Annotated in this window: 24 protein-coding genes; 15 read left to right on the top strand and 9 right to left on the bottom strand. The window is 56.6% G+C overall.

Features of this window, described 5'->3' with window-relative positions; genetic code table 11:
• The first annotated feature begins 7 nt into the window (after window positions 1-7).
• The 12 genes from QZ170_RS05325 to QZ170_RS05270 all read left to right on the top strand — a co-directional run bounded on the left by QZ170_RS05325 (window position 8) and on the right by QZ170_RS05270 (window position 10,675).
• Window positions 8-679, top strand: a complete 672-nt coding sequence (locus QZ170_RS05325; RefSeq protein ID WP_297178215.1) for a hypothetical protein — start codon at window positions 8-10, stop codon at window positions 677-679.
• Window positions 680-701: 22 nt separating this feature from the next.
• On the top strand, window positions 702-1,376 hold the full coding sequence (locus QZ170_RS05320) for a hypothetical protein (protein ID WP_297178212.1): 675 nt from the start codon (window positions 702-704) through the stop codon (window positions 1,374-1,376).
• A 22-nt stretch (window positions 1,377-1,398) separates the two neighbouring features.
• Window positions 1,399-2,070: a hypothetical protein gene (locus QZ170_RS05315; protein ID WP_297178207.1), complete on the top strand. Its 672-nt coding sequence runs from the start codon at window positions 1,399-1,401 to the stop codon at window positions 2,068-2,070.
• Between the two features lie 210 nt (window positions 2,071-2,280).
• Entirely contained in the window at window positions 2,281-4,086 is a 1,806-nt protein-coding gene (gene typA / locus QZ170_RS05310; RefSeq protein WP_297178205.1) for a translational GTPase TypA, read from the top strand.
• 209 nt (window positions 4,087-4,295) lie between these two features.
• Entirely contained in the window at window positions 4,296-5,489 is a 1,194-nt protein-coding gene (locus tag QZ170_RS05305; RefSeq protein ID WP_297178202.1) for a dicarboxylate/amino acid:cation symporter, read from the top strand.
• 8 nt (window positions 5,490-5,497) lie between these two features.
• Entirely contained in the window at window positions 5,498-6,271 is a 774-nt protein-coding gene (locus QZ170_RS05300; RefSeq protein WP_297178199.1) for an HAD-IA family hydrolase, read from the top strand.
• A 399-nt stretch (window positions 6,272-6,670) separates the two neighbouring features.
• A complete protein-coding gene (locus tag QZ170_RS05295) occupies window positions 6,671-6,898 on the top strand; it encodes a 4Fe-4S dicluster domain-containing protein (protein ID WP_297178197.1) in 228 nt (75 codons plus the stop codon).
• Window positions 6,899-6,939: 41 nt separating this feature from the next.
• The gene (locus QZ170_RS05290; RefSeq protein ID WP_297178196.1) at window positions 6,940-8,022 is read left to right on the top strand and encodes a 3-methyl-2-oxobutanoate dehydrogenase subunit VorB; all 1,083 of its coding nucleotides are present in this window, start codon (window positions 6,940-6,942) and stop codon (window positions 8,020-8,022) included.
• Between the two features lie 5 nt (window positions 8,023-8,027).
• Window positions 8,028-8,234: a hypothetical protein gene (locus QZ170_RS05285; RefSeq protein WP_297178194.1), complete on the top strand. Its 207-nt coding sequence runs from the start codon at window positions 8,028-8,030 to the stop codon at window positions 8,232-8,234.
• A gap of 14 nt (window positions 8,235-8,248) precedes the next feature.
• On the top strand, window positions 8,249-9,022 hold the full coding sequence (locus QZ170_RS05280; protein ID WP_297178191.1) for a thiamine pyrophosphate-dependent enzyme: 774 nt from the start codon (window positions 8,249-8,251) through the stop codon (window positions 9,020-9,022).
• A gap of 25 nt (window positions 9,023-9,047) precedes the next feature.
• Complete coding sequence (locus QZ170_RS05275; protein WP_297178190.1) at window positions 9,048-9,599, top strand: 2-oxoacid:acceptor oxidoreductase family protein; 552 nt, start codon at window positions 9,048-9,050, stop codon at window positions 9,597-9,599.
• Window positions 9,600-9,637: 38 nt separating this feature from the next.
• Window positions 9,638-10,675 carry a branched-chain amino acid aminotransferase gene (locus tag QZ170_RS05270; RefSeq protein WP_297178188.1) on the top strand — a complete coding sequence of 346 codons (1,038 nt, stop codon included), beginning with the start codon at window positions 9,638-9,640 and terminating at the stop codon, window positions 10,673-10,675.
• 106 nt (window positions 10,676-10,781) lie between these two features.
• Here QZ170_RS05270 and QZ170_RS05265 read toward each other — a convergent pair whose 3' ends face one another.
• The 9 genes from QZ170_RS05265 to QZ170_RS05225 all read right to left on the bottom strand — a co-directional run bounded on the left by QZ170_RS05265 (window position 10,782) and on the right by QZ170_RS05225 (window position 20,779).
• A complete protein-coding gene (locus tag QZ170_RS05265) occupies window positions 10,782-12,008 on the bottom strand; it encodes a glycosyltransferase N-terminal domain-containing protein (protein WP_297178186.1) in 1,227 nt (408 codons plus the stop codon).
• 17 nt (window positions 12,009-12,025) lie between these two features.
• Window positions 12,026-13,549 carry a glutamate--tRNA ligase gene (gltX, locus tag QZ170_RS05260; protein ID WP_297178184.1) on the bottom strand — a complete coding sequence of 508 codons (1,524 nt, stop codon included), beginning with the start codon at window positions 13,547-13,549 and terminating at the stop codon, window positions 12,026-12,028.
• A 19-nt stretch (window positions 13,550-13,568) separates the two neighbouring features.
• A complete protein-coding gene (locus QZ170_RS05255; protein ID WP_297178181.1) occupies window positions 13,569-13,904 on the bottom strand; it encodes a hypothetical protein in 336 nt (111 codons plus the stop codon).
• Complete coding sequence (locus tag QZ170_RS05250; RefSeq protein ID WP_297178179.1) at window positions 13,901-14,758, bottom strand: DUF4296 domain-containing protein; 858 nt, start codon at window positions 14,756-14,758, stop codon at window positions 13,901-13,903. The genes QZ170_RS05255 and QZ170_RS05250 overlap by 4 nt, the downstream gene beginning before the upstream one ends.
• A gap of 2 nt (window positions 14,759-14,760) precedes the next feature.
• Window positions 14,761-15,429, bottom strand: coding sequence for a lipoprotein signal peptidase (locus tag QZ170_RS05245; protein WP_297178176.1), 669 nt, complete (start codon window positions 15,427-15,429; stop codon window positions 14,761-14,763).
• Window positions 15,430-15,431: 2 nt separating this feature from the next.
• Window positions 15,432-15,815, bottom strand: a complete 384-nt coding sequence (locus QZ170_RS05240; RefSeq protein WP_297178173.1) for a TraR/DksA C4-type zinc finger protein — start codon at window positions 15,813-15,815, stop codon at window positions 15,432-15,434.
• A gap of 75 nt (window positions 15,816-15,890) precedes the next feature.
• The gene (gene ileS / locus QZ170_RS05235) at window positions 15,891-19,322 is read right to left on the bottom strand and encodes an isoleucine--tRNA ligase (RefSeq protein WP_297178170.1); all 3,432 of its coding nucleotides are present in this window, start codon (window positions 19,320-19,322) and stop codon (window positions 15,891-15,893) included.
• 130 nt (window positions 19,323-19,452) lie between these two features.
• The gene (locus QZ170_RS05230; protein WP_297178166.1) at window positions 19,453-20,142 is read right to left on the bottom strand and encodes a porin family protein; all 690 of its coding nucleotides are present in this window, start codon (window positions 20,140-20,142) and stop codon (window positions 19,453-19,455) included.
• 55 nt (window positions 20,143-20,197) lie between these two features.
• Window positions 20,198-20,779, bottom strand: coding sequence for a sigma-70 family RNA polymerase sigma factor (locus QZ170_RS05225; RefSeq protein ID WP_297178164.1), 582 nt, complete (start codon window positions 20,777-20,779; stop codon window positions 20,198-20,200).
• Between the two features lie 806 nt (window positions 20,780-21,585).
• Between QZ170_RS05225 and QZ170_RS05220 the strand changes: the two genes are divergently transcribed.
• The 3 genes from QZ170_RS05220 to QZ170_RS05210 form a co-directional block, all read left to right on the top strand.
• Complete coding sequence (locus QZ170_RS05220) at window positions 21,586-22,734, top strand: NYN domain-containing protein (RefSeq protein ID WP_297178161.1); 1,149 nt, start codon at window positions 21,586-21,588, stop codon at window positions 22,732-22,734.
• A 376-nt stretch (window positions 22,735-23,110) separates the two neighbouring features.
• A complete protein-coding gene (locus tag QZ170_RS05215) occupies window positions 23,111-23,566 on the top strand; it encodes a SoxR reducing system RseC family protein (RefSeq protein WP_297178158.1) in 456 nt (151 codons plus the stop codon).
• 7 nt (window positions 23,567-23,573) lie between these two features.
• The coding region (locus QZ170_RS05210) for a Fe-S cluster domain-containing protein (RefSeq protein ID WP_297178155.1) at window positions 23,574-24,441 on the top strand (868 nt) is incomplete at its 3' end.

Raw genomic sequence — 24,441 nt, 5'->3', positions numbered from 1 at the left:
TAGGAGTATGAGGACAAGATCAAGCAGGCTAAGGAGCGTCTTACTACTCCTAGCTGGTTGCCTTTGTCTCACTAGTCTCAGGGCTCAGGAGGTGGACACCGTCTACCTCCTGAACCACTGGAGTAAGAGCCGACAAGCAGGCTCCTGGAGAGACTTTGAGATCCAAGTTAATAAATCACTAAAAGATAAGAACTTCCACCAATCCGAGGGAGTGGGGTGGAGCTGTCTGCGTCCTGCTTGGCGTGGCATACAAGACTCCATTGACCTAGCACTCTTCCGCTACCACTATCTACCCTATCGCTACTGTACTGGTGTCTTGCGATTCTTCGTCAAGGAAGAGCCCATCGTACTCAGCCGAGAACGACTGAAGAGCATTCGCTTCACCTCGATTGCACGCTTCTCAAAGGTCTTCAGTAAGTACGATTATACAGATGAAAAGGGGAAGTGGAGGGAGAAACCCCTATTTATCGTCCATGTGACCCCTAAGGGAGCCTGGCTATACCCCGTCTTCGATTTTACGGTTGAAACTGGGCTCCTAGAGTATCGTATAGGAGGATACCCCTATAGCTATGAATCCCTCTATCGAAAGACCGAAAGGGAACTCACACCAGAGGAGCTCAAGGCGCTAAAGGACTCTAAGAAACGGCTCCGTCGCATAGGGATGGATCCCTGCGAGTAGAAACTCACGGCTAGATAAGAGTATGATGACAAGATCAAGCAGGCTAAGTAGCGTCTTACTACTCCCAGCTAGCTTCCTTTGTCTCACCAGCCTCAGGGCTCAGGAGGTAGACACCGTCTACCTCCTGAACCACTGGAGCAAGAGCCGACAAGCAGGCTCTAGGAGAGACTTTGAGATAGAATTTGATAAAACCCTAAAAGATAAGAACTTCCACAGATCTGAGGCTGTGGGGTGGAGTTGTCTACGTCCTGCTTGGCGTGGCATACAAGACTCCATCGACCTAGCACTCTTCCGTTACCATTATCTCCCCTATCGCTACTGTACCGGTCTCTTACGCTTCTTCGTCAAGGAAGAGCCTATCGTACTCAGCAGAGAACGACTGAAGAGCATTCACTTCACCCCGATCAAGCGCTTCTCAAAGATCTTCGATGAGTACGATGATACAGCAGACAAGCGGAGATTGAGGGGGAAGCCCCTATTTATCGTCCATGTAACCCCTAAGGGAGCTTGGTTATACTCCGTCTTCGCTTTTACAGTTGACCGCTGGATGGAAGAGTGTTATTATATAGGAGGAGCTCCCTATAGCTATGAATCCCTCTACCGAAAATCCGAAAAGGAGCTCACTCCAGAGGAGCTCAAGGCTCAAAAAGACTCCAAGAAACGGCTCCGTCGTATAGGAATGGATCCCTGTCGATAAAACTACTTATGAAGATAAGAGTATGAGGAGAAGATCAAGCAGGCTAAGAAGCATCTTACTACTCCTTGCCGGTTGTCTCTGTCTCACCTGTCTCAGGGCTCAGGAGGTAGACACCATCTACCTCCTGAACCACTGGAGCAAGAGCCCACAAGCAGGCTCCTCAAGAGCCTATGTACAGCGATGGAGAAGGGCTATAAAGACGAAGAACTTCAATCTACCCAAAGGAATAGGATGGAGCTTTCTACGTCCTGCTTGGCGTGGCATACAAGACTCTATTGACCTACCAGTCTTTCGTTACCATTATCGTCCATACACTTACTGCATCGGGGTGCTCCGATTTTTCGTAAAGGAAGAGCCCATCATGCTTAGCCGAGAGCAATTCAAGCGTATTCGCTTCACCCCGACCAAACGCTTCATAAAGGCTTTCGAGGAATACGAATATTCTATTTACGAGCGGAATTTTAAGGGGAAACCCCTATTTATCGTCCATGTAACCGATAAGGGTGCTTGGCTATACTCTGTCTTCGATTTTACAGACAAGCCTGAGATTTGTGAATATCGTATAGGAGGATACCCCTATAGCTATGAATCCCTCTATCGAAAGACCGAAAGGGAGCTCACTCCTGAGGAGCTCAAGGCGCTAGACGCCTCTAAGAAACGGCTCCGTCGCATAGGGATGGATGCCTGCGAGTAGAAACTCACGGCTCCATGCTCAGAGTCCACCTGTAGCTCTGAGTGATAGAGCTTGGACGTCAAGCGAAGGAGCCATCACCCAGAGTCTGGGGTGGGCTATGGATAGGCATATAGAGAAGTAGGTATCCAAGTAAAATAGGTAGGGGAAGCAAGTGCGCATATTTAACTACCTTTGCAGCCGTAAAATAAGAAGACTTATAGAGAGAAGAAAATGCAAGACATTCGCAATATAGCGATTATCGCACATGTGGACCACGGTAAGACCACCCTTGTCGATAAGATGCTCCTAGCCGGTAAGCTATTCAGGGATGATAAGGCTGCCGAAGTAGATACCTACCTAGACAATAACGACCTGGAGCGTGAGCGAGGCATCACCATCCTATCCAAGAACGTAAGTATCCGCTACAAGGATGTCAAGATCAACATCATCGACACGCCAGGCCACGCCGACTTCGGTGGCGAGGTAGAACGTGTACTGAACCTCGCCGACGGCTGCCTACTGCTCGTCGATGCCTTCGAGGGTCCCATGCCTCAGACCCGCTTCGTCCTACAGAAGGCTATCGAGATGGGACTAAAGCCTATCGTCGTCATCAACAAGGTAGACAAGCCCAACTGCCGTCCTGCCGAGGTGGAGGATATGGTCTTCGACCTCATGTTCTCCCTCGGGGCTACAGAGGAGCAGCTGGACTTCACTACGATCTATGGCTCGGCCAAGCAGGGCTGGATGAGCACCGACTACCAGCAGCCCACCGAGGACATCTCCATACTCCTAGATACGATCATACGTGAGATACCCGCCCCCGTACAGCTCGAGGGGCCAGCACAGATGCTCATCACCTCGCTCGACTACTCCTCCTACGTAGGACGTATCGCCGTAGGTCGTGTCCATCGAGGCACCCTAAGAGAGGGACAGGAGGTAGCCCTATGCAAGCGTGATGGTACGGTCAGCAAGATGCGTATCAAGGAGGTCAATATCTTCGAGGGTCTCGGGCGTACCAAGGTAGAGAGTGTCTCCTCCGGCGACATCTGTGCCCTGATCGGTATCGAGGGCTTCGAGATCGGTGAGACCATCACCGATGCCTCCACCCCAGAGCCACTAGAGACGATCGCCGTCGATGAGCCCACGATGAGTATGCTCTTCACGATCAATAACTCCCCCTTCTACGGCAAGGAAGGGAAGTTCGTCACCTCCCGCCACATCCATGACCGCCTGATGCGTGAGCTAGACAAGAACCTAGCCCTACGCGTCCAGCCCGCCGAGACAGCCGATAGCTGGATCGTCTATGGACGTGGAGTCCTCCACCTCTCTGTCCTGATCGAGACGATGCGCCGTGAGGGCTATGAGCTGCAGGTAGGACAGCCCCAGGTGATCATCCACGAGATCGATGGGGTACGCCACGAGCCCGTAGAGCTCCTGACGGTGAACCTCCCCGAGGAGTCCGCTAGTAAGATCATCGACATCGTCACACGGCGCAAGGGGGAGATGGTCATGATGGAGACCCGTGGTGACCGCGTCTTCCTCGAGTTCACCATCCCCTCACGAGGTATCATCGGGCTCAATAACTATGTCCTCACCGCATCGGCAGGCGAGGCCGTCCTGGCCCACCGCTTCCTAGAGTATCAGCCCTGGAAGGGAGACATCGAGCGCAGGAGCAACGGCTCTATCATCGCCCTAGAGACGGGGACAGCCTATGCCTATGCGCTGAACAACCTACAGAGCCGAGGTCGCTTCTTCATCTCCCCCCAGGAGGAGGTCTATGCAGGTCAGGTCGTCGGGGAGCATACCAAGGAAGGTGACCTCGCCGTGAACGTATGCAAGAGCAAGAAACTCACGAACATGCGAGCCTCGGGCAGTGACGACAAGGTGTCCCTAGCCCCTCCCGTGGTCTTCAGCCTAGAGGATGCTCTGGAATATATCCGTCCCGACGAGTACGTAGAGATCACCCCCCACTCCATGCGTATGCGCAAGATCATCCTCGACGAGACTGAGCGCAAGCGACAGAGCCGACAGAGCTAGCTATGATGCGCCCCTAGGCGCAGACACTTCCCTAGAGCTAGATGAGTAGAGCGACCTATACCGACGGCACGAAGCAAGCGCGGCATAGGTCGCTCACTCTGTCTGGGGACAGTATGGCGAGAGATATAATGAGAAGAAGTACAGATATGTGAGGAAATCACTACTTTAGCACCATAACGACTACACATAAACATAAACTCAAGCTCTACATGAAACGTATCAAGATTAGCCTCCTCGGACGTATCGTCATCGCTATCCTCCTCGGACTCGTCCTCGGACGACTGATGCCCCTACTGCTGCCTCAGGTAGCGAGCACCTTCGTGGCACGTCTCTTCCTGACCTTCAATGCCATCTTCTCACAGTTCCTCGGCTTCATGATCCCCTTGATTATCCTAGCCCTCGTAGCAGAGGCTATCGGGAGCATTGGGAACAAGGCCGGGAAGATCCTCCTGCTGACGGTGGGGATCGCCTATGGCTCCACAGTCTTCTCTGGCTACCTCGCCTACCTGACGGGTAGTGCGATCTTCCCCCAGCTGATCCAGGGCGGAGGACTCACACCGAGCGTAGAGAAGGCCGAGGCTCTCACCCCCTTCTTCACCGTAGAGATGCCTCCTGTGATGGGCGTGATGACAGCACTTATCCTAGCCTTCATCCTCGGTCTAGGAGCAGCAAAGATCCACTCCCGATCCCTCATGGCCGTGATCATAGACGTCAAGGAGATCATCTCCTACTTCATCGCCCAGGTGATTATCCCCCTACTCCCCCTCTATATCTTTGGGGTCTTCCTCGGGATGGCGAGCAACGATGAGGTGCTGGACACCCTACTGATCTTCGCCAAGGTGATCGGGGTCATCTTCGTCCTACACATCTTCCTCCTCCTACTTCAGTTTACCCTAGCGGGGCTGATCTCTCGGAAGAACCCTCTACGCCTGCTGACCAATATGCTCCCCGCCTACTTCACCGCCCTAGGTACGGCCTCCTCGGCAGCCACGATCCCCGTGACGTTGGCACAGACGAAGAAGAACGGAGTCTCGGACGAGGTCAGCTCCTTCGTGATCCCTCTCTGCGCGACTATACACCTCTCGGGGAGCACGCTGAAGATAGTCTCCTGTGCCCTTGCCCTCATCCTCATGACGGGGGGCACCCACGACATCGGGCTCTTCACCGAGTTCATCCTCATGCTCGGGATCACGATGGTCGCAGCTCCGGGTGTCCCAGGAGGCGCCATCATGGCCGCTCTAGCGATCCTCAGCTCGATCCTCGGCTTCAATGAGGTGCAGCTCTCCCTGATGATCTCCCTCTACATCGCTATGGATAGCTTCGGCACAGCATGCAACGTCACTGGCGACGGTGCGATAGCAGTCGTCGTCGATACCTTCACCGCACGCAATAGGAAAGAATAACACCCCACATGACACTCTCCCCCACGACCCTCCCCGAGGTAATCGCCACTAGGCTCCAAGCCTATCGGACACGCCATCACATCACTACGCCCCCGAGTCTACGAGCTGTACTCTTCGACATGGACGGGGTGCTCTTCGACTCCATGCCCGCACACTGCCGCTCTTGGGTAGAGGCAGCACACGAGCAGGGACTGATGATGGAGCCTGAGGACGTGTACCTCTTCGAGGGTCAGACTGGGGGCTACACGATCGACCTCCTCTACCAGCGTACTCACCAGCGAGAGGCTACCCCCGAGGAGCGTACCCACCTCTATCAGCGCAAGACCGAGCTCTTCGTCCGTTATGACGAGGGTCATGCGATACCAGATATAGAGCAGGTACTGAAGCAGGTGAGGGACCTACGTCGTCTCGTCGTAACGGGCTCTTCGCAGGCCTCACTCCTGGATCGTCTCGACAAGGCATTCCCCCATACCTTCACCCCCGAGCTCATGGTCACGGGCAAGGATGTGCAGATAGGTAAGCCTAACCCCGAGCCCTACCTACAGGGTCTCCGTAAGGCAGGTGTCTCCCCTAGCGAGGCGATCGTGATAGAGAATGCCCCCATGGGCGTCCAGTCCGCCAGCCGTGCTGGTATCTTCACCGTCGCAGTCAATACGGGTCCTCTCGCTGACGAGATCCTCCGGAGCGAAGGGGCCGACCTCGTCCTGCACTCCATGAGTGAGCTTGCCTCTGCCCTCCCCTCCCTACGTAGACTCTGGGGGGAGCGTGTAGCATCCATCTAGCTGAGCGATCAGAGAGTCACTATATAACAATAGGTATAGGCTAGGAGGGTAGTCCTACCCCTCTAGCCTATACCTATTATTATAGTGAGAGGGTAGTCCCCAAGCCCCCTCCCATAGGGCTAGAGGAGAGCTATCCACCGCCCATCCCAGGCCGTACAGAGGGGAGCTCTCGCCACGAACAAGGAGACACGATCGGGCGCTCTGGGGTGGACAGATCTCCGAGATAGGTAGGAAAGAAGATACAGAGCATAGGTACAATAGCAAATAATTGGTATATTTGAGGTGTCAATCCCCCTAGTTGGGTACATGGAGCGAGCTACACACCACCTCGCACCAGACGAGAATGACCGAGCCAGAGGGAGAGACACGACACGAACGATTTACAACACCATTGGAACTATGGCTAAGACAAGAGGAACGATCGTCGTAGACACAGAGCACTGTAAGGGTTGTGACCTGTGTGTTGTGGCCTGTCCAACAGACGTCATTGAGCTCCATCCTACGGATGTGAACCAGAAAGGCTACCACTACGCACGACTGAAAAACGACAACGACTGTATCGGCTGTATCAGCTGTGGGCTCGTATGCCCCGATGGCTGTATCACCGTCTACAAGTGGAAAGAGTGAACGAACCCTGAAGTAATCACCGACACACATCAACATCCACTATGGCAGAAGAAATCAAACTCATGAAGGGCAACGAAGCGATCGCCCATGCGGCTATCCGCGCAGGCGCAGATGGCTACTTCGGTTACCCTATCACCCCCCAGTCCGAGGTGCTCGAGACCCTCACCGAGGAGCACCCCTGGGACACCACCGGGATGGTCGTCCTACAAGCAGAGAGTGAGGTCTCCGCGATCAACATGGTCTACGGAGGCGCTGGCTGTGGCAAACGCGTCATGACCTCCTCCTCCTCCCCCGGGATGAGCCTCAAGCAAGAGGGGATCAGCTACATCGCAGGGGCAGAGCTCCCCTGCCTCCTAGTCAACGTCATGCGTGGTGGGCCTGGTCTCGGGACGATCCAGCCCAGCCAAGCTGACTACTTCCAGACCGTCAAGGGAGGCGGACACGGAGACTATCGCTTGATCACCCTTGCTCCCAACTCCGTGCAGGAGATGGCAGACTTCGTCCCCCTAGGCTTCGAGCTCGCCTTCAAGTACCGCAACCCAGCGATCATCCTCGCCGACGGGATCATCGGCCAGATGATGGAGAAGGTACGTCTACCAGACTACACCCCCCGACGTACCGAGGATGAGATCCGAGCCGAGTGCCCCTGGGCCACCCTCGGACGCAAGGGCGGACGCAAGCCCAACATCATCACCTCCCTAGAGCTTGAGTCCTCCATCATGGAGCATAACAACGAGCGTTTCCAGGCTAAGTACAAGCTCATCGAAGAGAACGAAGTCCGCTACGAAGAGATCCAGACCGAGGATGCAGACTACATCCTCGTAGCCTTCGGCTCCTCTGCCCGTATCTGCCAGAAGGCCGTAGAGCAGGCTCGTGCCGAAGGGATCCGAGTAGGACTCCTTCGCCCGATTACCCTCTGGCCCTTCCCGACGAAGGCGATACAGCGCCTTAGCCACCAAGCCAAGGGCTTCCTCGTCGCTGAGCTCAACGCTGGGCAGATGGTCGAGGATGTACGCCTTGCCGTGAACGGACGGGTCGCTGTAGAGCACTACGGACGAATGGGGGGGATGCTCTTCTCCCCAAGTGAGATCCTCGAGAACCTAAAGAAACTCCTCATCAAGTAAGTGATATGAATAGACCGAGTAGCCGACGCCAGGCAGACCGCATAGACCGAGCCCTACAATGGGGATTCTACATCCTAGCCTTCGGCTCAGTCGTAGCCTTCTTCGCCTGTAGAGACACCACCCCGAGACTCTTCCAGATCCTCGGATTGGCCGCTATCGTCGTGCGTGTGCTCTTCTACCTGAAGCTACTAGTCTATACAAAGAAGGGATAACCCCACGATACACTATGGCACCAACATCTAATATACAAGACCATATCAAGCCCGAGAATCTGGTCTATGCCAAGCCCGCTCTGATGAACGACGTGGCGATGCACTACTGCCCTGGCTGTAGCCACGGAGTCGTGCATAAGCTCGTAGCCGAGACGATCGCAGATATGGGACTAGAGGAATCAACGATCGGGATCGCTCCCGTAGGCTGCGCCGTCTTTGCCTACAAGTTCATCGACGTAGACTGGCAGGAAGCTGCTCATGGACGAGCTCCCGCCCTCGCCTCTGCGATCAAACGACTCAATCCCGACAAGATGGTCTTCACCTATCAGGGCGATGGCGACCTAGCCGCAATAGGTACAGCCGAGACGATCCATGCCTGCAACCGAGGAGAGAACATCGTGATCATCTTCATCAACAACGGTATCTACGGTATGACCGGAGGGCAGATGGCTCCCACCACCCTCATAGGGATGAAGACTGCGACCACCCCACAGGGGCGTAAGACGGAGCTCAACGGATACCCTCTGAAGATCTCCTCCCTACTCGCACTACTAGATGGCACCTGCTACGTCACCCGCCAGTCAGTACACACGGCTGGGGCCGTGATGAAGGCAAAGAAAGCCCTTCGCAAGGCCTTCCAGAACGCTATGGAGCGCCGAGGCACCTCCGTCGTGGAGATCGTCTCGACCTGTAATACCGGCTGGAAGATGACTCCAGACGAAGCCAATAAGTGGATGGCCGAGCATATGTTCGCCGAGTACCCACTAGGCGACCTAAAGAACGTCTAACCCCCACACTAACATACCTACTACTATGACCTGCGAACTAGTAATAGCCGGCTTCGGGGGGCAGGGCGTCCTCTCGATGGGCAAGATCCTAGCCTACTCTGGACTCATGGAGGACAAGAACGTCAGCTGGATGCCTTCCTATGGCCCCGAGCAGCGAGGTGGGACAGCCAACGTCACTGTCATCATCAGCGATGAGTCAGTGAGCTCCCCACTCGTCAATGAGTACGACGTCGTCATCGCCCTCAACCAGCCCTCCGTCGATAAGTTCACCCCCCGTGTCAAGCCCGGGGGGATACTCATCTACGACACCAATGGAGTGACCCACATCCCTGAGCGAACAGACATACAGATCTACGAAGTCCCAGCCACCGATGAGGCGAACCACATGGGCAACGCCAAGGTCTTCAACATGCTCGTCCTCGGGGCAACCCTCTCGGTACATCCGATGCTCCCCCTCGATAGCATCCGCAAGGGACTCGAGAAGTCACTCCCTGAGCGTCATCACAAGCTCATCCCGATGAATATGAAAGCCCTAGAGCGTGGCGGTGAGATCATCCGCCGGCACACAGGGCAATGAGATTATATATACACCTATTCAAGTAACTAACGTATAGTATGGAATCACAAGAAGAGCTCCTAGACTGGAAGAGTCTCAGCTTCGGCTACATCCCTACGGACTACAACGTCCGCTGCTACTGGCGTGACGGCGCATGGGGCGAGTGGGAGGTCTCCTCATCCGACATGATCACCATCCCAATGGCAGCTACCTGCCTACACTATGGACAGGAGTCCTTCGAGGGACTCAAGGCCTTCCGTGGAAGGGATGGGAAGGTACGGGTCTTCCGCCCCGAGGAGAATGCCCAGCGCATGCAGCAGACGAGCCGTGGGATCCTCATGCCCGAGCTACCGACTGAGCGCTTCCTAGAGGCGATCGATATGATGCTTCGGCTGAACAAGCGGTTCATCCCACCCTACGAGAGTGGTGCCTCGCTCTACATCCGTCCTCTGATGATCGGACTCGGGAAGCAAGTCGGGGTCAAGCCCGCCAACGAGTATATGTTCCTCATGTTTGTCACCCCAGTGGGGGCTTACTTCAAGGAGGGCTTCCGTCCTACCCCCATGGCGATCATGCGGGGCTATGACCGAGCAGCTCCCCTCGGTACTGGCACCTACAAGGTCGGTGGGAACTACGCTGCCAGCCTACGCTCTGGTGAGCTAGCCCACTCTATGGGCTACTCTGCTGTGATCTACCTCGATGCCAAGGAGAAGCTCTACATCGATGAGTGTGGCCCTGCCAACTTCTTCGGCATACGAGACAATACGTATATTACCCCTAAGAGCACCTCTATCCTACCCTCCATCACCAACAAGAGCCTCATGCAGCTAGCCGAGGATCTAGGCCTACGGGTAGAGTGTCGTCCGGTGCATGTCGAGGAGCTTGAGACCTTCGAGGAGGCTGGTGCCTGCGGTACTGCGGCCGTAATCAGCCCTATCGAGCGTGTCGATGATCTAGACCTCAAGAAGAGCTATATCATCAGCAAGGACGGCAAGCCTGGGCCTCTGTCTATCAAGCTCTATGAGCGTCTACGCGCTATCCAGTACGGCGACTATCCAGACACGCACGGCTGGGTACGTGTCTACGAAGGTCTCTAGCGAGATTGGCTGAAGGCGCCCCATCAAGGGCAAAAAGGGAAGGCGACAGACTCTTAGATATGGAGTGTGTCGCCTTCCTTTTTCATAGACTTCTATCTCAGGAAGTCTATTCCTCGGGGAAGAGAGCCTTCAGGATTGTCTTTGTTGCCCCACGCTGGGTAGCGAAGTAGTCTCGAGCTCGAGAGGCGACAGCCCGTGCCTCCTGGCTCTGGTCAAAGCGTGCGATGAGCTTCGCGAGCTCCGCCTGCGTATGTAGGACGAAGCCTACCTCCTCGGTGCAGAGCTCTCGTACCTCCCGATGCTTGTGTATCTCGGGGCCAAAGAAGACAGGGATACCATACACGGCGGCCTCTAGGGTATTGTGCACACTCTTGCCAAAGCCTCCCCCGACATAGGCATAACGCCCGTAGCGATAGATAGAGGAGAGTAGACCGAAGCAGTCAATAATCAGACACTCATAGGGTGCTGTTACTCGCCCCGCCTTTACCTCGGTATAGCGGGCAAAGGGACGCTGTAGCTTCGCCTCGATCGTCTGCAGATGCTCCTCATGGATCTCATGAGGGGCGATAATGAGCTTGAAGTCCGAGGGAGCCTCATTGAAATAGGGGATGAGGAGCTCCTCATCCTCTGGCCAAGAACTCCCAGCGACGAGTACTCGCCCCTCTAAGCAGGCAGCCTCGGGGATATCTTTTGCCTCCTCGGCTATCTCCATCACACGATCGAAGCGAGTATCCCCCGTCACGCTCACAGCCTCGATACCATGCTCTACGAGGAGCCTCCTAGAGGGTTCATCCTGCACAAAGAGGTGCTCAAAGAGTGTCAGCAGGCGGAGATACCACCCTCCCCATGGGCGGAAGAAGAGCTGCTCCCGACGGAAGATCGCCGAGACCAGATAGGTAGGGATCCTTCGCTTAGCGAGGGCATAGAGCATCGTTGGCCAGAAGTCATACTTGACGATGACGACTAGTGAGGGGTGTGCTAGCTCTAGGAAGTGATCCACCGAGGGCTGACGATCAGAGGGAAGGTAGACGACCACGTCCGCTCCGGCATAGTCATGCCGCACCGTATAGCCCGAGGGGCTGAAGAACGAGAGGAGGATCTGATACTCGGGATGAGTACGACGCAGCGCCTCGATCAACGGACGTCCCTGCTCAAACTCCCCTAGCGAAGAGGCATGAAACCATGCTACCGGACGCTCGGGGTCGAGCTTGCTCAGACGCTCGGGCGTAGCACGCCGTCCCTCGACGATAAGCCGAGCCTTCGGGTTGAATGTGGAGGCTAGATGTAGTGCCGCAGAGGCAAGAATACCAGCAAAGCTATAGAGTGGATTCATCGATAGCACATGCAAGCTTACCCAAGGACCTCAATGATGCGAGCCAGACGACGAAGCGTCTCCTCGCGCCCTAGGAGTGCCGTGATGTCAAAGAGATGAGGTCCCTTAGCAGCCCCGACCAGTGCGAGACGGAAGCAGTTCATCACAGCACCCATCCCGTAGCCACGCTCCTCGAGCCAAGCCTTCACCCGACCCTCGGTATCCTCCGAGGGGAGCTTCTCAGAGAGCGTACTTAGGAGCTCCATGAGCTCCCGCATCTGCGATGCACTCTCTGCCTTCCACCGCTTCGCTACGGTCTTCTCGTCATAGGTCGTAGGAGCGACGAAGAAGTAGCTAAGCTGGTCAAAGAGTTCGGAGAGTGTTTGTGCTCGCTCCTTCACGAGGGCGATACAGCGGGTGACAAAGGCGAGGTCAAAGGGATACTTTGTCTCCTCGAAGTAAGGGCGGAGTAGGAGTGCTAGGCGCTCATCCGAGGACTGCTGGATATAATAGTGGTTGAACCACTTACCCTTCTCGTAGTCAAACTTTGCTCCCGAACGGCTACACTTCTCTAGGTCGAAGTAGCGGACGAGCTCCTCGAGACTCATGACCTCGCTATGCTCATTGCCGGGATTCCAGCCTAGGAGTGCTACGAAGTTCACGACAGCCTCGGGCAGGTAACCACTCTCTCTGTAGCCCGAGGAGACCTCACCCGTCTTCGGGTCTACCCAGCGAAGGGGGAAGACGGGGAAGCCCAGGCGATCACCGTCACGCTTACTGAGCTTGCCATTGCCCTCGGGCTTGAGCAGGAGGGCTAGGTGGGCGAAGCGAGGCATCGTATCCTCCCAGCCGAAGGCTCGGTAGAGCAGGACATGCAGGGGTGAGCTAGGGAGCCACTCCTCTCCACGGATCACGTGGGTGATCTGCATGAGGTGGTCGTCGACGATATTGGCTAGGTGATAGGTGGGTAGGTCGTCTGCACTCTTGTAGAGGACCTTGTCGTCGAGCACAGAGCTATTGAAGGTCACACGTCCACGGATCATATCATCTACCTCTACCTCCACATTGGGCTCCACGAGGAAGCGAACGACATGCTGCTGGCCCGCACTCAGTAGGCGATCGACCTCCTCTCTGGGTAGGCTCAGGGAGTTGCGCATAGAGCCTCGGGTGGAGGCATCGTACTGGAAGTTCGGAATGCTCCGACGCTTCTCCTCAAGCTCCTCAGGCGTGTCGAAGGCGATATAGGCCTTCCCCTTGTCGAGGAGCTCCTGGACGTAGTGTCGGTAGATGTCTCGGCGCTCGCTCTGTCGATAGGGCCCGAGGTCTCCCCCGTAGCTTACTCCTTCGTCGAAGCCTATCCCGAGCCACTTCAGCGACTCGATGATATAGGCCTCCGCCCCTGGGACGAAGCGCTGACTATCCGTATCCTCGATACGTAGGAGGAGCTCGCCACCATGTGCCTTGGCAAATAGATAGTTATAGAGAGCGGTGCGTACCCCTCCGATGTGGAGTGCCCCTGTAGGGCTAGGGGCAAAGCGTACTCGGACTTTTCGTTCAGACATGTGATCTAGTTTATTGTGGTCACCTTGTGCCCGTCCCCCGAGTCTCATCTGGCAGGAGCAGCCTCCAGGGGGGGCGATGTGTTGCCGTGAGCCGAACGAGTGCAGGGAAGTCGATGAGCTCCTCCTGCCCTTGCTCTAGGGGTAGAGTCGGGGCGACTAATGTGATGGTCCCGTTTATGAATATCGTTCGCTCCGTCTCCTCGGTGAAGGGACGGAGCTCTAGGGTGCCCGCTGGGGTGAGCCGTACAGCTATCCAACGAGCGATGTAGCCCCCTAGACGAAGGCTATGACTAGCATAGAAGGGCGAGGGTCTCTCCCCCTTGCCCGCTCCTGGAGTGGCTCCTACGGGGCTCATAGCACCTCAGGTTGATTGCCTTCGCCCTCTGAGAGGGTCTCCTCGGGGGCAGGTGCATCGGGTACTGCGGGCTTGTAGCGAGCGAAGCTAAAGCTATCGATAGCCAGCAGCGAGCCCTTGGCGCTCGGAGCAAAGCCCCTTAGACTACCATAGGCCGTACGCATGGACTTCCCCTCGGGGAGGTCGATGCGGATCTCGTGAAGCCCCGCACGAGAGAGGCGAAGCTCCCGGGAGAGCTGCGTCGAGTCCGTGAGTGCCAGATGGAGGCTGAGGCGTAGTGGACGGCTCCCCTTGCCTCCCTGCCCCAGCACCCGTACGGCGAAGGAGACCTGAGCTGGAGCCGAGTAGCTCATATCAGGAGTGTACTCGAAGGTCCGCTCTACATACCCCCCAGCGGGATAATAGGAGACGCTATCCTCTAGTAGGTTCACCGAGTCTAGGTCGCCAGCTCGCCAGCGTCGTAGTCGCTCCTGGATACGCTCTAGGCTGTCGATGCGCTGCTTGAGCTGAGTCTGGCGGCTCGTGAGGTCGGCTGTAGCATACTCGTAGATCTTCGTATAGTTCTCCAGCTCGTGGGTACTGTACCAGACGAGGGAGCTATCCCAGTCCTGTAGGGTGATGTCGTAGCGAGCGAGGAGAGCCTGATAGCCGATGATACGTAGGCTATCTGACAGACCACGCTCCGAGAACGAAGCCTCAGCCATCGCCATCTCCCCCATGATACGCTGCATCGTCTGCAGATCCACCCGATGCCAGCCATGGGAGCGACAGCCCTGCCCCACTCCGAGAGCGAGGAGGGTGAGTAGGAGATACGCTGTGAGCCGTGAGCGCAGGAGTCGTCGGGGGGGGAGCATGGCTAAGCCTCGGGGGGAGTAGAGGTGGTCTGTCCCTTGTGCTGGAGGAGCTCCAGGGCTGCTGTGCAGGTCTTGCGGTAGAAGAGGAGTAGGATCAGTACCCCGGTGGTAATGCAGGAGTCTGCAAAGTTGAAGATAGGACTGAAGAAGACGAAGGGCTCACCAGCATGGATCGGGCTCCAGCTAGGGTAAGTCGTACGTATGATCGGGAAGTAGAGCATGTCTACGACCTTACCGTGCAGGAAGTCCCCATAGCCCTGCCCCCAAGGGACAAGCTGGGCCACAGCTCCGTGGCTCGAGGTAAATACCTCCCCATAGAAGAGGCAGTCTATGATATTACCAAAGCCCCCTGCTACAACGAGCGAGATACACAGACTGAATGGTAAGCCAAACCGCCCCATGCGGATAATCTTGATGAGGTAGTAGAGCCCTGCACTCATGGCTAGGATGCGGAAGAGCGTCAGCAGGAGCTTGCTCCCGATGGTGATCCCATAGGCCATCCCCTCGTTCTCCACGAAGTAAATCTTGAACCACGAGGCGATCTCGTGCATCTCTCCCTCGATCATCGTCGTCTTTACCCAGATCTTCGTCACCTGATCGATGACTAGGAGCAGGAGGATGAATGTGAGGCAGATAATTAGGTTGTTTCTGGTGCCTTTGCCTTCGGTCATGCTTATTTCTTCTCGTTGAGCTTGGCCTCGATGCTTAGGGTAGCATGGGGCACAGCACGGAGGCGTTCCTTAGGGATGAGCTTGCCCGTCTCGCGGCAGATACCGTAGGTCTTATTCTCGATACGGCGCAGAGCGGCCTGCAGGTTGTGGATGAACTTCAGTAGACGCTCGGCCATACGCCCTGCCTCACCCTTGGAGAGGGCTACAGCGCCCTCGTGGACAGCCTTGAAGGTCGGGAGCGTATCGGCCACATCGTTCTCCGAGGAGTTGGTAGCACTGCCTCGCAGGAGCTCGTAGTCCTTGATCGCCTGATCCAGCTTGTGTAGGATTAGTTCCTTGAATTCTTGGAGTTCTTCATCCGTGTAAGAGGTCTTTTCTGTACTCATTGGATAGTATAGTGGGTAAAGGGCTGGACGGGGAGGGGGGTCTGAGGTGACGACCTCCCTCGCCCAGCTTGTGTTTTAGATATTCTCGCGCTCGATGTATATAGGGATCAGTCTGTCGTCCAGATCCAGCTCTAGGAGTGGTGTGAAGTCGGCACGCTGGTCGATGCTCACGGCCTGTACCTCTCGAGCGATGTAGGAGCCATAGCGGCCGAGCACCCTCGCGAGTTCCTCATCCTCGGGTAGGAGGACTCGGATGCGGTCACTGACCTCGTAGCCACTTTGCTTCCTTAGGTTCTGTATGCGGTTAATGAGCTCTCGGGCGGTCCCCTCTAGGCGTAGTTCCTCGGTGACCGTGATGTCTAGGGCTATGGTGAGTGTCCCCTCGTTGGCCACGAGCCAGCCGGGGATATCCTCAGAATAGATATCTACATCCTCCCGCTCTAGGAGCACCTCCGTACCAGCGACGCTCAGAGTGAGCTTACCGGTGCGCTCTAGCTCTAGGATCTGGGCCTGCTCGAGGGCGGTGAGTGCCTCGGCTAGGGGCTTCATGATCTTGCCATAGCGTGGGCCGAGCTTCTTGAAGTCGGGGCGGATACGCTTGACGAGGATCCCCTCTCCTCCGTCGGAGACGAACTGGAGTTCCTTGAGGTTGACCTCGCTGAGGATCAGTGGGATGACGGGCTCTATCGCAGCACGCTCCTCGGCGCTGGTTACGGGGGTCATGAGGCGCTGTAGGGGCTGGCGCACCTTGATATTGACCTTGCGTCTCAGAGCGAGCACCATCGAGCAGATGCTCTGCGCTAGGCTCATGCTACGCTCTAGCTCAGCATTGATAGCGGTGCGGTCTGCTACGGGGAAGTCTGCTAGGTGTACGGAGTACTGCGTCTCGTTCGTCCCTCGGCTGACGAGGTCTCGGTAGAGCTGGTCGGAGTAGAAGGGGGCGATAGGAGCCATGAGCTTCGCTACCGTGACCAGACAGTGGTAGAGGGTCTGGTAGGCGGAGAGCTTGTCAGTGGTCATCTCGCCTGCCCAGAAGCGGCGACGAGAGAGACGTACGTACCAGTTGCTCAGCTGCTCCGAGACGAAGTCCCCGATAGCACGAGCGGCCTTGGTGGGCTCGTAGTCCTCTAGGTCTCGGTCTACCTCTAGGATCAGGCTATTGAGAGCGGAGAGTACCCAGCGGTCGATCTCGGCACGCTCACTGAGAGGCACCTCTGTAGCCTCGGCCGTGAAGCCATCGAGGTTGGCATAGAGAGCGAAGAACTGGTAGGTGTTGTAGAGGGTAGCGAAGAACTTACGGCGCACCTCATCGATGCCCTCTAGGTCAAACTTCAGGTTGTCCCAGGGCGAGGAGTTGCTGATCATATACCAGCGTAGTGGGTCGGAGCCGTATTCGCGGATTGTAGAGAAGGGGTCTACGGCATTGCCGAGACGCTTACTCATCTTGTTGCCATTCTTGTCCAGCACGAGGCCGTTGGAGATGACCGCCTTGTAGGAGCTCTGGTGGGAGACCATCGTGGCCACAGCGTGTAGGGTGAAGAACCACCCACGTGTCTGGTCTACCCCCTCTGCGATGAAGTCTGCGGGGAAGGCTCGGCCACTCTCCAGCAGCTCCTTGTTCTCGAAGGGGTAGTGTAGCTGGGCGTAGGGCATAGCGCCAGAGTCGAACCATACGTCGATGAGGTCTGTCTCCCTACGCATAGGCTTGCCCGAGGGAGAGACGAGGATGAACTCATCCACGTAGGGACGATGTAGGTCGATCTTGTCGTAGTTCTCCTTGGTGTAGAGCCCTGGGGTGAAGTCTGCCCAGGGGTTCTTCGGCATGAAGCCCGCCTGTACGGAGCGTTCGATCTCGTTGTAGAGCTCCTCGACAGAGCTGATGCAGATCTCCTCCTGCCCGTCCTCTGTGCGCCATATAGGTAGAGGAGTACCCCAGTAGCGACTACGAGAGAGGTTCCAGTCCTGGAGGTTCTCGAGCCACTTACCGAAGCGACCCGTACCGGTGCTCTCGGGCTTCCAGTTGATCTTGCTATTGAGCTCCATCATCTCCTCCCGGCAGGCTGTGGTACGTATGAACCAGCTATCTAGGGGATAGTAGAGCACGGGCTTGTCCGTGCGCCAGCAGTGGGGATAGGAGTGTACGTGCTTCTCGATGCGGAAGACCCGACCTTCACCCTTGAGGTGTAGTGCTATGGAGACGTCGAGGGTCTCATCGCTCTCGGTGAGCGTCTCATCGTAGGCATTCTTGACGTAGCGACCGGCATACTCACGGTAGGTATCGACGTTCACCGAGGAGGCTACGAACTGAGGATCAAGGTCCTCGATACGGTACAGTCGTCCCCGCATATCCACCATCGGACGCTCGTTGCCGTCTCGGTCGCGGACGAGGAGAGCCCCGATGCCGCTCTGCTTGGCGACCTTGTTGTCATCAGCCCCGAAGGTAGGAGCGATATGTACGATCCCCGTACCGTCACTCGTGGTCACAAAGTCCCCAGAGATTACTCGGAAGGCATCTCCACTCGGAGTCATCCAGGGGAGTAGCTGCTCGTAGTGCATTCCCACGAGCTCGCTACCCTGCCAGCGTCCGACGACCTGATAGGGGAGCTTCTTGTCTCCCTTTTGGTAAGCCCGGAGTGCCTCCTGCCCCTCTAGCTCCTGAGCAAAGAGAGTGTGCAGGAGAGGTTCGGCGAGGACGACGGTGATCGGGTCACCGCTATAGGGGTTGTAGGTACGCACGGCGACGTACTCGATCGTGGGTCCGACGCAGAGAGCGGTGTTGGAGGGAAGTGTCCAGGGGGTTGTCGTCCAAGCTAGGAAATAGGCAGCCCCGTGCCCCTTCATCTCCTCCTTAGGATTAAGGATGGGGAACTGGGCGATGCAGGTCGTATCCTTTACGTCCCGATAGCACCCCGGCTGGTTCAGCTCATGGGTGCTGAGCCCCGTCCCTGCAGCTGGGGAATAGGGTTGGATGGTGTAGCCCTTGTAGAGGAGCCCCTTCTTGTAGATGACGCTGAGTAGGTACCAGAGGCTCTCTATATATCTATTGTCATAGGTGATGTAGGGGTGCTCCATGTCCACCCAGTAGCCCATGAGGCGTGTCAGCTCCTCCCACTCCTGGGTGTACTTCATCACCTCCTGTCGGCAGGCTGCGTTGTAGTCTGCCACGCTGATGGTCTTGCCGATGTCCTCCTTGGTGATCCCGAGGGCCTTCTCTACGCCGAGCTCTACGGGCAAGCCGTGGGTATCCCAGCCGGCCTTGCGGTCTACGCGGTAGCCCTTCATCGTCTTGTACCGACAGAAGATGTCCTTGATCGAGCGAGCCATGACGTGGTGAATCCCCGGCATCCCATTGGCTGAGGGGGGGCCTTCGTAGAAGACGAACGAGGGGGCGCCCTCTCTCAGGGCGAGGCTTCGGGCGAAGAGGTCTTCTTCCTGCCATCGGTTCAGGACCTTCTGGTTGATCCCGGATAGCAGTAAGCTCTCGTATTCAGGGAACTTTTGGCTCATAAATCGTACCTACTTATAATGGTGTATCGGGGGAAGGTCAAGGTCTCTCTCCCCTCCTCCCTACAGCATACTATGTCTGAAAAACGCTACAAAGATACGTTTTTACATCATACGGTCCCTCCGTAGGCTCCTACTCGAAGCTCAGGGAGAGGAGGATCATACGTGTCCCTACCCGCTCTAGTGCCTGCGTATAGTAGATGCGGCGATCCTCTCGTAGATCCGGACGATCGGTATCGAGGACATTACCCATCCCGTAGCTAAAGGTCAGCTGAGGCGAGAGCTTGAAGAGACGGAAGTAGAAGTCACAGCCCACACCTAGCGAGCTCCCGTAGTCCATCCTCCGCAGGCGAAGTACATCGCCCCGACTCCCCCCGAGCATCGTCTGGGTATAGATACCCGCCGAGACGAAGGGGCGGATATTACCTAGGCGCAGGGCTCCCCACTTGAGCTCTAGGGGCAGGCTCACGAAGTGCATCTTCACGCTATACCGTCCGACCTCTCGCCGACCATCCGTATAGGCGACCTCGCTCTCTCCTAGATGCAGAGTGGGCAAGAGGCGAAGCTCCAGCCCAGAGCCGAGGGCTAGCCCCCCGATGACCCCGATACTGAAGCCTGGCTGATAGCTCGGGGTCTCCCCCCAGAGGGTCGTACCCTCGGGGGTTGGCTCTCCCCTACTCACAATGTGTAGGTCAGAGGTGTGCAGCCCGATACGGAAGCCTAGATAGTAGCGACGTAGATCCACATAGGGCTGATGCTCCGGTCGTCCCTGCTGAGCATGAGCATCTGTGCCCCCCACGAGAGCGGGGACACAGAGGCTCATGCCTAGTAGCAGTAGACACCTAGGGGCGATCATGGGGTGCAGGAAAGGGGAAGGGCTATGAGCGCATGTGACGCTTCAGATGCGCTAGGGCATAGCGCATCCGCCCGAGAGCGGTATTGATACTCACCCCCGTCTGCTCTGCGATCTCCTTGAAGCTCAGATCCTCCCAGTAGCGCAGACGTACGACCTCCTGCTGCTCCTGAGAGAGGTGGCGGATCCCCTCACTCAGGTCGGTAAGGTGCTCCCGTAGGATGATGGACTCCTCGGCACTCAGGTCGGACGAGGGAACCTGTAGGGTCTGTAGGGGTTGCTCTGGGTCGTTGCTCTCGATGGGCTGGGAGGCTCCCCGGGCCTTCTGCCTGCGGAAGTAATCGATGACGAGGTTGTGTGCGACTCGTCCCAGCCAGCTCTTGAACTTACCCTCCGCCGTATAGCGTCCCTGACGAATGGTGAGCATGACCTTGATGAAGACCTCTTGGAAGACGTCCTCCACCTGGTCTTCGTCTGAGATGGAATAGCGGATATAGGTATGCACATACGCATCATACCGTGCCAACAACTCATTGAAAGCCTCATCGCAACCTGCAGCGTAGAGATGAACGAGCTCATCATCTATCATGCCTTCATATCTTTTCATTTCCGTCTTGCTTTTGTACCGACATGCTCCAGCCCCGTCTAGGGGATCCCTCAGGAGAGAGGGGGAGGCACGCGGCGGTTCGACCTTACTTTTATGTAGATATGTAATGCTACTCCTATAGGCTATCTAGTACGTTGTCAGACTGATTATCTCTCGGGATGAATGTGTACGAGTGGCTAATGGGGGTGACCCTTAGCCTTCTTCAGTACAAATTAAAGCATATGTTTTGACACTTCCAAATCCCTAAGGGGTATACCTCTGCTCGGGGCGTACCACTCAGGCTAATCCCCCCCTTAGGGAGCAGGTGAGGTAGGGAGCGGGAGGGACGAGGGAGTGGGCTGGATATATCCATCCCAGAGGACCTACCGAGAGGGGTCTAGTGTACACGTGTGTATACAACAGTGTACCCACGCGTACACTAGAGTGTACTCACGTGTACACTCTCCCCTTCTAGTCGAGAGCGCAATGGGGGGTATACGCAGAGCGTCTGGGAGGGTATCCCTAGAGCGTACCCTCCCAGGTACGACAGGGCACTCAGGGCGCTTGGCAGGGAACTCCGATCCCCCCGACTGAGCTCCTATCAGCCTAGTCATGAGGCCAGCTCCCCCACCCTAGATACATCATCGGGGGGAGGTAGCGGGAAGAGTCGGACGGGGCTGAGGGTACCCCGACCGGGGGACTCTTAGGGACGTACGACTCAGGGACGTTATGCTCGGGGATACGAGCCTTTTATGTAAAAAAGCTATCTTTGTATGCCGTGGGCGAGTGCTTTGCCCTCCCATGGATCACAATTTAATTTTTGCATAATGACTAAAGGAAAAAGATCACAACTGACCCGCGTAGGTGTCTTCTACGACGGGAATTACTTTTGGCACGTAAGTACCTTTTATTATCAGCATCACGAGCGTAAGAGTAGACTGAGCGTCGGGGGACTACACCGCTTCCTACGCTACCAGATCGCCCAGATGGAGGCCACACAGCCTGAACTGTGCAAGATCGTCGATGCTCACTACTTCCGCGGTCGCCTCTCTGCGAGTGAGGCTGCCAAGGCTGCTGGGGATGTACTGTTCTACGAACGGCTCTTCGATGACGTGCTCAACGCCGAGGGGGTCACACAGCATCACCTGCCCCTCTCTCGTGCTGGCAAGGGGAAGAAGAAGGAGAAGGGAGTGGATGTCCTCTTTGCCCTCGAGGCCTACGAGCGAGCACTCCATCAGGAGTTCGACGTCGTAGTACTCATCGCTGCCGATGGAGACTATATCCCACTCGTCAAGAAGCTCCACGCCCTAGGTACTCGGGTGATGGTACTCGGCTGGGACCTAGAGCATGACGGCGAGCAGAAGAAGGAGCCCACGACGACGTATACGTCCTTTGAGCTCCTAGAGGAGGCCACCTATCCCGTGATGATGAACGAGCTCATCGATAGCCGTGCCTATCGGAGCGATCCTATCATCAATGGACTCTTCGTCTCTAAGAATGGTGCCGACGACCGGCTAAGGGACACCAAGGGACGTCCCTATCAGGCTCCCACAGCACGTACCCGCCCGATCCCCGAGAGTACGGAGGTCAAGCCCGTAGAAGACTCTGAGGACGAGAGTGAGTCCGAGACGAAGATCGCCGAGGAGCCTCAGCCTAAGCTCACCATGACGGTGCAGGAGTCTCTCCCCGTACCCGAGGTCAAGGTCGTGGGGAAGATCCAGCTCCCAGACCTAGAGGAGCATATCAAGCGTGCCAGTGAGCCCCTACCTGAAATCACCGAGGGGTATATCAACGCGCTGAAGGCTGGCTTTGGCTTCATCGATGTGGGTATGAGCGAGAACGCTTTCTTCCACTACAAGAGCCTCTCTGGGACGGTCTTCAACAACCTCTCCGTAGGCGACCACGTAGAGCTCGAGCTAGACCGCAACGAGAAGGGACAGCTCATCGCCAAGAACGTCACCCTACTCCTAGACTAATCCCCCGAGGGGTAGCTCCCCATATGAGAGCCCCCCATCCCTAGGGACAGCTAGCATCGGAGGATACCCTCCAGCTAGCTGTCCCTAACCTATTATATATGGTATAGGAGACACCTACCCCTCAGGGTCTCTCAGTCCGATGATGCCCCTATGGTGCCCCTTCTTGCAAAGACCCCCCCCTTCTGAGGGCGCAAAAGACACTCCTCTGTAAAATTACTTAACAGTACCTAAAAGCGGGGAGGAACACCCTTGTATCTTTCTGGAAGAATACCTACTTTTGCTGATGTGATTTGTATGGGGGTACTCCTCCCCTACGGAGGGATACCCTGATCTGAGCTGATAACTACAGCTCCTCACCATCCAAGGTATCACCACTATGAACAGAAAGAACTCTGGGTCAGAGCGACGTACGGGGATCGTGGCAGCAGTGCACCCCGGCGAGCTCATCGTGAAGATTCAGCAGCTGAGCGCCTGCACAGGGTGCCATGCCAAGGACTTCTGCACCACTGCCGACTGCAAGGATCGCCTCCTGTCCATACCGACACACCAGGCTGAGCACTACGAGGTAGGCCAAGCAGTCATCGTCGAGGGACGCAATAGTATCGGTCGGCGAGCCATCCTACTTGCCTTCGTCCTCCCCCTACTCCTCCTGCTTTCAGCTCTAGGCATAGGTCAGGAGCTCCTGCACTGGAGCGAGACGGCCTCGATCCTACTGGCCCTGCTCGCCCTCTGCCTCTACTACCTGACGCTCTACACCTGCGCCCGTAGCCTCAGACGCTCCCTAGCCCTAGAGGTACACCCCCTCTCCCCCTCAGATACATCTCAACGCTAACCATACTATGGGCATCACAATAGCCGTACTGGCACTCATCGGAGCTCTCGGAGCCGGACTGCTCTACATCGTATCCAAGAAATTTGAGGTCAAGGAAGACCCGCGCATAGCAGAGGTCGCAGAGGTCCTCCCCCAGGCCAACTGTGGGGGCTGTGGCTTCCCCGGCTGTGCCGCCTTCGCCGCCGCCTGTGCCAAGAGTGAGAGCGGACTGGATGGACTCTTCTGTCCTGTGGGCGGATCACCAGTGATGGAGAAGGTCGGAGCAATCCTCGGGATGGCCGCAGCAAAGAAAGACCCTCTCGTAGCCGTCGTCCGCTGTAATGGTACCTGCGAGGCGCGCCCTAGGACCAACGTCTATGACGGCGCATCCAGCTGTGCCGTCGCCTCAGCCCTCTACAAGGGGGATACCGACTGTAGCTGGGGCTGCCTAGGGATGGCCGACTGCGTCCATGCCTGCGAGTTCGACGCGATGTACATGGACAGCGAGACGAGACTCCCCGTAATCATCGAAGACAAGTGCGTCGCCTGCGGTGCCTGCGTCAAGGCCTGCCCGAAGTTCATCATCGAACTAAGGCGCCGAGGGCCCAAGGGGCGAAGGATCTTCGTCAGCTGCGTCAATAAGGATAAGGGCGGTGTGGCAAAGAAGGCCTGTGGGAATGCCTGCATCGGCTGCTCGCTCTGCTTCAAGGAGTGTAAGTTCGAGGCCATCACCATCGCAGACAACCTCTCCTACATCGACCACACCAAGTGCCGACTCTGCCGTAAGTGCGTCGTAGTATGCCCGACCCACGCCATCCACGAGATCGGCTTCCCTCCCCCCAAGAAGGAGTCCCCCAAGGAGGAAGCCACCCCTAGTACCACTCCCTCTCCTACCC

Source organism: uncultured Porphyromonas sp. (assembly GCF_905372525.1).
Classification (GTDB): domain Bacteria; phylum Bacteroidota; class Bacteroidia; order Bacteroidales; family Porphyromonadaceae; genus Porphyromonas.
This window is presented reverse-complemented; position numbering and strand designations above follow the sequence as displayed.